Below are 11,240 nucleotides of genomic sequence, written 5' to 3' on the forward strand. Positions count from 1 at the left end.
TCTCAGCACCCAACCCCGAGTTCCAGAGTTGGCGGGGATGTCAGCCCCCGTGTCCGGCTCGATGAGGGTTGTTGGCAACATCTCCCCTCCGAGAGCAAGCTCCCGCCTTCAGACGGGAGAAGCTGACAACCCTTCTGCACTAAGCAAGAGCGGCTTTGCAACTGCTAGCTATAGGTCCATGCTTCCAGTAAAGGCCGCTGGAGTCGGCGTCGTGAAAGCATGGAGCCGCCGACGCGAGGGCACCGGTGCACGTACGCCCGCGCGCGGCCTTTCGGTTATGAAACTTCCAAGTCAGACCGTTTTGGCTTTCGATGACATTCGATGCGTCATCGAGAGCCTCCCATCTCCGCCACTCCGTTCGTCATAGATGGCATTCGGGGCAAGCGGAGCGGAAGTCCCCACAGACGGCTCTCCTCACGCTCATCAGCCTCTCGGCTTCGCGTCTTTCCGCCCTCGTATTCTTTTGATTCCCAGCATATATAAAGCTGGCGATCTTAGTTGTAACTGTATGCGAATGTTATCTAAACTTAGGACTGTCAGCAAACCCATAACAAATCGTCTATATAGTATGGGGGGGGGTAGAATGAGGTATTGGCTCTGCATAGCTGACGAGGCGAATTGGGAGGTGATTAGGAAGAAAAATATCTGGGGCGTCTCCGAACGTCACAAGAACACGATCTCGAGGGTGAGGCTCGGTGACAAGCTTCTGATATACTTAAAGCAGGAGAAAGTGGACGACGAAATTCGGGAATCAAGGGTCGCGGGTATTTATGAGGCGGCGTCATCCGTCTTCAAGGATGCGACGAGAATCTTCAAGACGCCAAAGGGCATGGGCGACGAAACGTTCCCCTACAGGATCAAGCTCAAGCCGCTTAAGGTCTTCAAGAAGCCAGTGGGGTTTAAGCCGTTGATTCCGAAGCTGAAGTTTGTGAAAAACAAAAGAAAGTGGTCGGGGCACCTCATGGGGAAAGCCATGCGGGAAATCCCTGAGGAGGATTTCAAGCTTATCGCCAGCGGCAAGTAGCGGTGATTGAGATGAAAGCCGTTTTAATAGTCTGTGACGGCATGGGCGACCGCCCTGTACATGGCGAGACGCCGCTTAGTGCGGCGAAGACGCCGAACCTTAACGAGTTAGCTACTGGCGGCGTTAATGGCATCATGGACATAATCTCACCGGGAATCGTGCCGGGAAGCGACACCGCGCATCTCGCAATCCTCGGCTACGACCCCTATGAACATTACGCGGGGCGTGGCGTCTTCGAAGCTCTCGGCGCCGGCTTGGAGCTGCGAGAGGGCGACGTCGCCTTCAGGGCGAATTTCGCAACCGTGGACGAACGCCTCGTAATTAAAGACAGGCGTGCGGGGAGAAAGGGCGACAAGCGGCTAGAAGCTGCGATAGACGGCATGGAAATAGACGGCGTGCGGGTCATCCTGCGTAACACTGTTGGGCACCGGTGTGCGGTGGTGCTGCGACCCTTAGAAGAAGGCATAAAGCTGTCAAAGGACGTTTCGGACTGTGACCCACATGCCGACGCCGCTAAAGTTTTGGAGTGCAAGCCGCTGAGCGATGACACCGCCGCAAGGCGCACCGCCGTCATCGTGAACGAGTTCCTGCGTCGCTCTCACGAAATTTTGAAGGAGCATCCCGCGAATAAGGAGCGGGAAGAGCGGGGAGAGCCGCCTGCCAACATTCTCTTGTTGCGGGGTGCTGGCGAGTTTTTCAGGGTTGAGCGTTTTGAGGAGCGCTGGGGATTCAGGGCGGCGTGTGTCGCCGGCGCCTCGTTGTATAAGGGCGTCGCCCGGTTCATCGGCATGAATGTGCTCCACGTCGAAAACGCAACAGGCGACCAGAATACGGACCTAAAAGCGAAGGCGAGGGCGGCGCTGAAAGCTCTGAAAGACTACGACTTTGTTTTCATTCATGTGAAAGCAACTGACAACTTCGGGCACGACGGCGACTTCGAGGGAAAAAGGCGGATGTTAGAGCGGATTGACGAGGAACTTGTGGCGGAAATACGGAGGGGGGCGGAGGGCGACATACTCATTGCGGTGACGGCGGACCATAGTACGCCTGTGAGCGTGAAAAGACACAGCGGTGACCCAGTTCCTCTGCTCATTCACGGCGAAGGCGTCAGGTATGACGACGTTTCTCGCTTCGACGAGCTTTCTGCGGCTCGTGGCGGGCTCTGCCGGCTCAGGGGCCTTGACTTGATGTCAATGCTCGCTGACCTTATGGGGTTCTCCAAGATGTATGGCACGTGAATGAGTTTTGAGAGACGAGAGCGAAGTGGCGCTTCAGAACCTGACCTCCACAGATTTCGCATGCCAGCGCATGTGTTCTGCGTTTGCGATTTTGATGACGTCGTCCTTGATTTTCGCAAGCCCCTCCTTAGTCAGCATCTGGACGCTTATTCTCTTCATGAAGTGCTCGACGCCGAGTCCTGAGAAGACTCGTGCGTAGCCAGCCGTCGGGAGGACGTGATTCGCCCCTGAGGTATAATCGCCGGCGGCGACGGGCGAGTATCCGCCGATGAAAACCGCACCCGCATTTCTAAGTTTCAGCAAAACCTCCAGCGGGCTCTCAGTCATGATTTCAACATGCTCCGCAGCATACCCGTTGGCGAATTTAATGCATTCGTCTAAGCTCTCGGCGGAGAGTATGAGCACGTCCCCGAGGCCATCGCCACCTTCAGTTTCAGTTTGCGTAACTTTAGCCCGCACAATCTCCTCAACACGCTTAGCCAATGCCTCCGACGTAGTTAGAAGTAAGGACAAGGAGTTTTCGCCATGTTCTGCCTGTGCGAGCATGTCTGCAGCGACATGCATTGCGTCTGCACCGTCGTCGGCGATGATGAGCACCTCTGACGGTCCTGCCGGAAAATCTATCTCGACATCGCCCTGCACGAGGATTTTTGCGGCGGTCACGTAAACGTTGCCCGGACCCACAATTTTCTCAACCTTTGGAATACTCTTGGTGCCGAAGGCGAGCGCCGCAATCGCCTGAGCGCCCCCGACCTTGTAAATTTTCGAGGCGCCCGCAATCTCGGCGGCGACGACGCTTATCGGGTCCGCCTTGCCGTCACGGCGGGGTGGCGTGCAAACCATGATGTTCTCGACACCTGCGACCTTCGCCGGTATCACGGTCATGAGCGCCGTTGAAGGATAGCCCGCAGGCACGTAGGCGCCGACGGTGCTTAGCGGCACGAAGAGCTCGCCGAGGAAGATGCCCTCGCCGCTCGTGAGCTCCTCGAACCATGAGGCTCGGCGTTGCCTGCAGTGAAATCGCTTTATGCGTTTCGCTGCATTTTCCAAACTTTTTAGAAGCTCGTCATCAATATTCTCCTTCGCCTCGTTTATTTCTTCGCAGTCAACTTCCAACTTGTCAAGGCGGACGCCGTCGAAACGCTCCGCATATCTGAGGACAGCGGCGTCGCCCTCCCGCTTGACGTCCTCAACGATTCTGCGGACGTTCGGCATTACTTTTAAAATCTCAGAACGCCTTTTTAAAGACAACTTAGCCGCATCCAATTCCCGAATGCTCAAGACCTTGACTCTCATGAACGTGATTTCGCCCCTAATTAACTAAGCTCTTGCGAGGACGTAGGATGCTCGACACTCTTAGCGCGCCATGCGGCGACGTTCCGGGAGCAGGATGAAGGAGCGCTCAGCCGAACCTTCCTGTGATGTAGGCTTCGGTTCTTTTGTCTTTGGGTTTTTCGAAGATTTGGGGGGTGCTTCCGCACTCTATAAGCTCGCCGAGCATGAAGAACGCCGTGTAATCTGAGATGCGGGCGGCTTGGTGCATGTTATGCGTTACGATGACGATGGTATAGTCGCGGCTCAGCTCCCGAATCAGCGCTTCGATTTTTGCCGTCGAGATTGGGTCGAGCGACGCACACGGCTCATCAAAAAGTATAACTTCAGGCTCGACCGCCAGCGCTCTTGCGATGCAGAGCCTTTGCTGCTGCCCGCCTGAGAGGCGGAGGGCGTTCTCGTGGAGCTTGCCCTTGACCTCGTCCCAGAGCGCTGCGCGCTCGAGGCTCTCCCTGACGATCACATCGAGGTTATTCTTGTCTCTGACGCCGTGTATCTTCGGACCGTAAGCGATGTTCTCGTAAATGCTCATAGGGAAGGGGTTTGGCTGCTGGAAGACCATGCCGATGCGGCGACGCAACGCTATGACGTCCACGTCTTTGTCATAAACGTTCATGCCGTCGAGCAGGACTTCGCCGCTGACTCTGGCGTTGTCCGTCAGCTCGATCATCCTGTTTATGCACCGTAAGAACGTCGTCTTCCCGCAGCCCGAAGGTCCGATGAGCGCCGTTACTTTGTTTTCTGGTATTTTCAAGCTCACACTCTTAATTGCGTGGAAGCTCCCGTAATGCACGTTTAAATCCCTCGTTTCTATCTTGTCTCCCGTTTTCACCACCCCTCATACTTCATATGCTTGTTTCTTACGTATATGGCGAGGATGTTCACGACAAGGAATATAGCAAGGAGGACGAGAGCCGTGCCGCAGGCACGTGCGTAGGCGTTGGCGGTGTTGCCCTGCGTCGCAAGCACGTAAAGAAAGACGGGGAGCGTGCCTGCGGAGTCAAATGGCGACGTCGGGATGAAGGCGCTGGCAGCGGAGCCGAGCGTGAGCAGGAGGACGGCGGTCTCGCCGATGGCTCTTCCTAGCCCTAAGAGCACACCGGTGATGATACCGGGCATTGCGCTCTTGAGCACGACCTTGTGGATGGTGGTCCACTTAGTCGCTCCGAGCGCTAACGACGCTTCCCTGTATGAGCGGGGCACCGCCTTTATAGCTTCTTCGGAGACGCGCACCGTCCACGGTAAAATCATGAACGCCAGTGCGATGCCTGCAGCGAGTATAGAATAGCCAAGATTCAAGAAATGAACGAGGAATGTCAGCCCGAAGAGTCCTATGACTATAGAGGGAATGCCCGCAAGGCAGTCCACAAAAAACCGTATCGTGTCTGTGATGGCGTTCTCAGGCGCATATTCCGCAAGATAAATGGCGGCGCCGATGCCTAAGGGCACCGCAAACACCATACAGACTGCAACCACGTAAACGCTCCCAACAATCATTGGGAATATCCCGCCTTCCATGCCTGCCATCCTCGGGGTGCTCAGTAGGAACTCAAGGCTTATGACTCGTGCGCCGTTAGCGAAGATGTAGCCGAGTATTACGAGGAATACAAGCACTACGACGGGTGCAGATATGAAGATGAACACTTCCGGAACTTTTTCCCGCATCACGGCAGGACCCCCTTCTTTATAATTCTCACGGCTATCAGGTTGAGGATGGCGACGATGACGAAGAGGACGACGCCGATGGCAAACAAGGAGCGCTCGTGCATGGAGCCCCAGAGCGCATATTCAATCTCAAGGATTATCGTGGACGTTAGGGGGCGAACCGGGTCTAAAAGCGACGTAGGAATCCACGGCGTCTCCGGATTTCCAACGACCATGAGCACCGCCATCGTCTCGCCGACTGCTCGCCCCATGCCGAGAATGATTGCCGCGAGAACTCCTGACTTTGCGCTCGGCAGTATGACTCTGCGGATGGTGGTCCACTTAGTCGCTCCGAGCGCTAACGACGCTTCCCTGTATGAGCGGGGCACTGCTCTGATGGCGTCTTCGGAGATGCTGACGACGTGTGGCAGCGTCATTATTGCGAGTGTGATGCCGCCGGCGAGCAGACAAAGCCCGTAGCCGCCGAGGTGCGCCCTTAAGAAAGGAACGATGACCATGAGTCCAAAGAAGCCTATGATGACCGACGGAATGCCAACGAGCATTTCCACGACCGGCTTCACCACGTTCCTGACGAGCAGTGGCGCATATTCAGCCAGAAAAATGGCGCAGGCGACGCCGAGCGGCGCTGCTATCAGGAGCGCAAGACCACTGACGAGGATCGTTGCAACGATCATGGGGAATATACCAAAGGAGCCGGCGGCGGGCTTCCAGAGGGTCCCGAATACGAAATCAAAGCCATATTCGAGGAAGACGGGGAAGCTCTCTTTCAGCATGAAAATTATGATAAAAATGACTATAAAGATCGCAGAAGTGGCGAGACCGAGCAGGAGCGTTTCCACCAGCTTTTCTCGGTCCATCAGAAACCCTTGATGCCCTCTCTATAAATATGTTGCATATATATATCGCATATATAGTTTATATATGCGTTATGGGGGCCATCCTGCTGCCAGCAGCGTCATCTTTATATTTATCCTTCGATTCAACGACATAGAGGTGAGAAAGATGATAGTGGGCACGCACATAATTGCTGAATTTTACGAGTGTCCAGAAGAGCTGCTGAAGCATGCGGAGGCCATAAAGGCGATAATGGACCGGGCTATTGAAAAAAGTGGGCTCAAGAAGGTGGGGGAAGCTTATTACCAGTTCAAACCGCATGGTGCGAGCGGCGTTATCTTACTGTCATCTTCTCATATATCTATACACACATGGCCAGAGCTTAGATATGCCTCTCTTGATATATACTCCTGCGAAAGTGCGGATAAAGCTAAAAGGGCGTTTGATGTGTGCATTGAGGAATTAAAGCCCCAAAAGATAATATATAAGGAAATGAAGCGTGGTTTATTGGAGTTTGCGGCGGACGTCGAAGAAGATTAACAGGGGCGCAAAGCGGAATGTCGTATGTGCTTTAAGACTGCCTCGAAAATAAGTTTGCCGTCCCCTTGGTCGGAGGCTTTTTCTCTTGTCCAGTCTGCGCTCGTGTATGCGTAGAATGCCCTTTCTGGGTGCGGCATCAGCCCCAAAACGTTGCCATCGGGGTTGCAGATGGCGGCGATGTTATCGATGGAGCCGTTGGGGTTCCAGGGGTAGCCGGCGTAGTGTCCGTCAGCGTCGACATATCTGAAGACTATCTGGTCGTTCGCTTCCATGATTTTGAGGACTTCGGCACGACGTTCCTCGGCTATGAAGAATTTGCCCTCGGCGTGGGCGCACGGCATTTTCAAAATGCGCCCGCTTGGAATTTTCCTCGTGAAGATGCACTTGCCCTGATTTTCATGCTTCAGGAGCGCCGGGCGGCACTCGAAACGAGCGGAGTCGTTTATCGTGAGCGCCGCACGCTCGCCTGCGATGCCGGGGAGCAAGCCGAGCTCCACGAGCACTTGGAAGCCGTTACAGATTCCGAGGACGGGACGCCCCTCCTCGACGAAGGCCTTAAGCTCCTCAAGGTTGCCGAGTATTCTGGCTGCGAAGATGGCGCCCGCACGCACGTAGTCGCCGGCGGAGAAGCCGCCAGGGATGACGAGGCAGTCGTAATCGAGGAGGTTGCGGCGGTCTTTCTCACGGACGGCGCCGGTGAGTTGTTTGAGGTGCACGATTTCCGGGACGGCGCCGAGCCGCTTAAAGCAGAGCGCCGTCTCCCACTCGCAATTCGTGCCTTCGATGCAGAGGATGCAAATTTTACCCATCCTTTTTTGTTCCTTTCTTCCCTTCTTATAAACTTGCAGCGTCCACTTACGACTTGCGTTAAGATGGTATTTATGGAGGACAAATTAAAGTTCAGGATGCGAGTCTCAATAGTAATACCAACATATAACGAAGAAAATGTGATCATACAGAAATTAGAAAATACACTTGCTTTGGATTACCCAAAGGAGGATTTAGAGATAATAATATCTGACTGTTCAACTGATAGGACTGTGGAGCGGATTAAGGAATATTTCAGAGGGGAGAGGGGCGTCAAACTGATTTTATATCACGAAGATGAGAGGAGAGGGCTGCCTTACGGGTTAAACAAGGGCTATGCTTTAGCGAGTGGGGAAATAGTGGTGAAGACGGACTGCGATGCGATGTTGCACAGGGAGGCATTGAAGCATGCAATAAAGTCATTTGAGGACGAGCGGGTGGGTTGCGTCACCGGAAGAGCCGTCCCTATAGGCTCGGCACACGAGAAGAGTTACCGGGCTATCAACACAAAGATACAATTATGGGAATCCAAAATAGACAGCACAATAATAGCACACGGACCATTCACGGCGTTTAGGAAGAAGCTTTTCGTGCCGATAGATGAGGATTCTTTAGCGGATGATAGCGAGATATCTTTGAAGATTAGACGACAGGGCTATAAGAGCATCCTAAACCCTGACGTGTTATATTACGAACGTGTCTCCATGAAGGGTAGAGAAGACCAGAAAGTAAGGAGGGCTTCTGGGCTGATAAGACTTTTGTGGAGGAATAAAGACATTCTCTTCAATCCCAAGTATGGTAAGTTCGGTTTAATAGTGTTCCCATTCAATTTTTTTGTCATTATCTTGCTCCCTGTGCTTTTATCGCCTATTTTGTTAATGCTCATGGTATTGGGGATACGGGGAGGAGTGCTGTTAGAGACGCAGAAGTTTCTTTTGAAAGGTATATGCGAGTTGCTAAGAAAGAGGGCGACAGTGTATTGGGAGCCGGATAAGGAGATTAGAGACTGGCAAGTGGGCAAATGAAAATAGCTCAAGTCTGTCATCGGTATTATCCGAACAGAGGTGGTGTAGAAAACCACGTGAAGGAGATAAGCGAGCGGTTGGCGGCGAAGCATGATGTTGAAGTCATCTGCGCCGATGGCAGCAAGGAGGAAAAGATAAACGGCGTGCGAGTGCGGCGATTTAAGGCAATAGCGCCGAACAACGCTTACTTCTTCGCCCCCCAGATATTTTCCTATCTCAAAAAGTCGGATTTTGACGTCATTCATGCGCACAATTATCATGCATTTCCCGCTCTTCTCGCATCTTTAGCCAAGGGAAATAAGAAATTCGTGTTCACGCCGCATTATCATGGAGTTGGTAGCACTGCCCTCAGAGACCTTTTGAACAAACCCTACAAGTTAATTGGCTCCGGAATTTTCAGAAGAACAGACAAGATTATATGCGTTTCTAATTATGAAAAGGAAATAGTGAAGAGGGATTTCGGAATCAGCGAAGAGGATATTGTTGTTATTCCAAATGGGATAGACATGCAAGAAATAAAGAAAGCGAAGCCTTTTAAATTTGATGGTGCGCTCATTTTATACATTGGAAGACTTGAGAAATACAAGAATATTCACTTTGTGATAGAAGCGATGAGGTATTTGCCTGAAGATTTTTATTTTTACATTGGAGGGGAAGGTAGGTATGAGAGGAATTTGAAGAATTTAATTTATAAGTTGGGTTTGGAGGGGAGGGTGAGATTTTTGGGATATATTTCGGATGAAGAGAAATACGGGTGGATGAAGACTTGTTCACTTTTTGTAAATCTTTCGAGCGTGGAAGCATTCGGAATGACTGTATTGGAGGCTTTAGCGGCGGGGAAGCCCGTAATCGTGAACGACAAGGGGGGTTTGAAGGAGCTTGCGGAGAAGTTCGACGGAGTTCTTCCCGTTTGCGTCGAGAGGCTGTCGGCAGGTCGGCTTGCGTCCATTATCAAGGGAGCCGTGGGAAGGGCTGTGAGCGCTGATGTCAGCGAATACGACTGGGAGCGTGTGGTTGACAAAATTGAGGAGGTTTATGAGACTTTACAGAATGTCGCTAAGAAAGCCCCTCAAGTGAGGGGATGAATTAGGGGGAGGCGGGATGTTTGAGGTAGCAATATTTTTATATGCGGCTGTGTATCGAAGGAGCCCCGGCTACATGCTTTGGGCAGGGGCTGCGGTGCCCCAGCACGAATGTGAGCGCAGTTTCTCATGCACACTCCCCAACCTCTTAAGCTTCACGGTTGAAGCCCCTCGGGAGGAGGAAAAGAATTTCTTTGAATGGCTAATACTAATGAATGTAGGTGAGAAAAATGGAGGTAGAAAAAAAGGAATATATAAAAGGCGGCGTCGCTTCGGCTGTGTATAGAGATATGGTAAAACTGAGGGAGGAAATGGATGCCATCATTGAAACTTTGGAGATAATGGGTGACGAGGAGTTGATGGAGGGGATAAGGAGGTCGGAAGAAGATCTAAAAGCTGGGAGATACAAGGAGTTAAAGAGTGTGGAGGAACTCGATGAAATTTGGGGATGAAAGCAATTTACACCAAGGAATTTGAGAACGACTTGAAGAGAGTGCGGGACGGAAGAATGCAAATGAGAATAAAGAAAAGTATTCAAAAGATAATAGATAATCCTAGTATTGGAAAACCTTTAAGATACGAACTTTCAGGTCTGAGAAGTCTAAGGACTCCACCTTTCAGAATAATCTATGAACTTAAAGATGATTTGATAATTTTACACAAGTTTGAGCACAGGAAAAGAGTTTATGAATAAACGAGTGAAAATTATACACTGGAATATCTCCAAGCGATCTCATCCCGTTTATGCATTACGAAAGTATGAGGATGCGTTGTTCAGCCATTTAAAGGAGCTGAGGCAAGATTGGGATATAGAGAGGATTTGGCGAAGTGATGGAAAGATTCTCGGGAGCACTGTCTTCTCATGGTTTTTCTATAAAAGCAACAATGCTGATATAGTGCATGCAACTTTTCAGACCGTTGCTCCTGCTGTTTATTTCAGACTTAAGAAACCAAAGAAATTTATCGTTACCGTGCATGATTTAGCGCCGCTGGTGTATCCTTCTGAAATAACTGATGTCTCAATGAGAATACAGTTCATATTCACTCCAAGGGCGCTGAAAAAAGCGGACAGGATAATTGCAATATCAGAATTTACGAAGAGGGAGATAATAAGATTACTGAGAATAGAGGAGGAAAGAATAAGCGTTGTTTACCAAGGCGTTGACCATAAGAGATACAAGCCGATGGACAAGATTGAATGCAAGAGGAAGTTTGGGTTGAATCCGGAGGACAGACATGTGTTGGTGGTATCGTCAAACGTGGAGCATAAAAGGTTAGATTTAGCAAGAAGAATATTTGACGGTTTAAGGGCAGCAAGAGAAAATGTGAAGATGATAAAGGCTGGGTATGGAGAATTGCTAGAAGGCGACGGGGTGATAAGTGTAGGCTGGGTGCCTGAGGAGGAAATGCCGCTGCTATATAACGCTGCGGATGTTTTCCTGCACACGAGCGAGTATGAAGGCTTTGGCTTGCCGGTGCTCGAGGCGATGGCGTGCGGCACGCCAGTTGTTGCGTTTAAAAAGGCGAGCATTCCCGAAGTTTTAGGAAATTGCGGGTGCTTGGTCGAGTCAGGCGACGGAGAAGGTGTGGTGAAGGCATTTATTGATAAAATCCTTAAGATGATAGACAAGGGTAAAGATTGGAGGACTGTGGAGCGTAGCAAGAGGTTTTCTTGTAAGAAGACGGCTGAGGA

The 11,240-nt window shown here is 51.3% G+C and carries 13 protein-coding genes; 8 read left to right on the plus strand and 5 right to left on the minus strand.

The window, feature by feature from the left end; translation table 11 throughout:
• Positions 1–583 precede the first annotated feature (583 nt).
• Positions 584–1,024, plus strand: coding sequence for an EVE domain-containing protein (locus ACXJJA_RS00640; RefSeq protein ID WP_456486291.1), 441 nt, complete (start codon positions 584–586; stop codon positions 1,022–1,024).
• 11 nt (positions 1,025–1,035) lie between these two features.
• Positions 1,036–2,262 (plus strand): 2,3-bisphosphoglycerate-independent phosphoglycerate mutase, encoded by a 1,227-nt coding sequence (locus ACXJJA_RS00645; RefSeq protein ID WP_456486292.1) that lies wholly within the window; start codon positions 1,036–1,038, stop codon positions 2,260–2,262.
• Positions 2,263–2,295: 33 nt separating this feature from the next.
• Here the strand turns inward: ACXJJA_RS00645 and hisD are convergent, their stop codons facing one another.
• From hisD to pstC, 4 genes are all read right to left on the minus strand, one after another.
• The gene (hisD, locus tag ACXJJA_RS00650) at positions 2,296–3,558 is read right to left on the minus strand and encodes a histidinol dehydrogenase (RefSeq protein WP_456486293.1); all 1,263 of its coding nucleotides are present in this window, start codon (positions 3,556–3,558) and stop codon (positions 2,296–2,298) included.
• Positions 3,559–3,664: 106 nt separating this feature from the next.
• Positions 3,665–4,426, minus strand: a complete 762-nt coding sequence (pstB, locus tag ACXJJA_RS00655; protein WP_456486294.1) for a phosphate ABC transporter ATP-binding protein PstB — start codon at positions 4,424–4,426, stop codon at positions 3,665–3,667.
• Positions 4,423–5,259: a phosphate ABC transporter permease PstA gene (gene pstA, locus ACXJJA_RS00660; protein ID WP_456486295.1), complete on the minus strand. Its 837-nt coding sequence runs from the start codon at positions 5,257–5,259 to the stop codon at positions 4,423–4,425. Before pstA ends, pstB begins: the two co-directional genes overlap by 4 nt.
• The gene (gene pstC, locus ACXJJA_RS00665) at positions 5,259–6,119 is read right to left on the minus strand and encodes a phosphate ABC transporter permease subunit PstC (protein ID WP_456486302.1); all 861 of its coding nucleotides are present in this window, start codon (positions 6,117–6,119) and stop codon (positions 5,259–5,261) included. Before pstC ends, pstA begins: the two co-directional genes overlap by 1 nt.
• Positions 6,120–6,261: 142 nt before the next feature.
• Here pstC and speD point away from each other — a divergent pair, with 142 nt between their 5' ends.
• On the plus strand, positions 6,262–6,633 hold the full coding sequence (gene speD / locus ACXJJA_RS00670) for an adenosylmethionine decarboxylase (protein ID WP_456486296.1): 372 nt from the start codon (positions 6,262–6,264) through the stop codon (positions 6,631–6,633).
• Here the strand turns inward: speD and purQ are convergent.
• Entirely contained in the window at positions 6,630–7,442 is an 813-nt protein-coding gene (gene purQ, locus ACXJJA_RS00675; protein WP_456486297.1) for a phosphoribosylformylglycinamidine synthase subunit PurQ, read from the minus strand. The two genes, speD and purQ, sit on opposite strands and share 4 nt — an antisense overlap.
• Positions 7,443–7,514: 72 nt before the next feature.
• Between purQ and ACXJJA_RS00680 the strand changes: the two genes are divergently transcribed.
• The 5 genes from ACXJJA_RS00680 to ACXJJA_RS00700 form a co-directional block, all read left to right on the plus strand.
• On the plus strand, positions 7,515–8,465 hold the full coding sequence (locus ACXJJA_RS00680; protein ID WP_456486298.1) for a glycosyltransferase: 951 nt from the start codon (positions 7,515–7,517) through the stop codon (positions 8,463–8,465).
• Entirely contained in the window at positions 8,462–9,550 is a 1,089-nt protein-coding gene (locus ACXJJA_RS00685) for a glycosyltransferase family 4 protein (RefSeq protein ID WP_456486299.1), read from the plus strand. Before ACXJJA_RS00680 ends, ACXJJA_RS00685 begins: the two co-directional genes overlap by 4 nt.
• A gap of 227 nt (positions 9,551–9,777) precedes the next feature.
• Entirely contained in the window at positions 9,778–9,999 is a 222-nt protein-coding gene (locus ACXJJA_RS00690; protein WP_456486300.1) for a hypothetical protein, read from the plus strand.
• On the plus strand, positions 9,996–10,241 hold the full coding sequence (locus ACXJJA_RS00695) for a type II toxin-antitoxin system RelE family toxin (protein WP_456486303.1): 246 nt from the start codon (positions 9,996–9,998) through the stop codon (positions 10,239–10,241). Before ACXJJA_RS00690 ends, ACXJJA_RS00695 begins: the two co-directional genes overlap by 4 nt.
• Positions 10,234–11,240, plus strand: a 1,007-nt coding sequence (locus ACXJJA_RS00700; protein WP_456486301.1) for a glycosyltransferase family 4 protein, incomplete at its 3' end; no start/stop codon positions are given. The genes ACXJJA_RS00695 and ACXJJA_RS00700, both read left to right, overlap by 8 nt.

The organism is Candidatus Alkanophaga liquidiphilum (genome assembly GCF_053996935.1).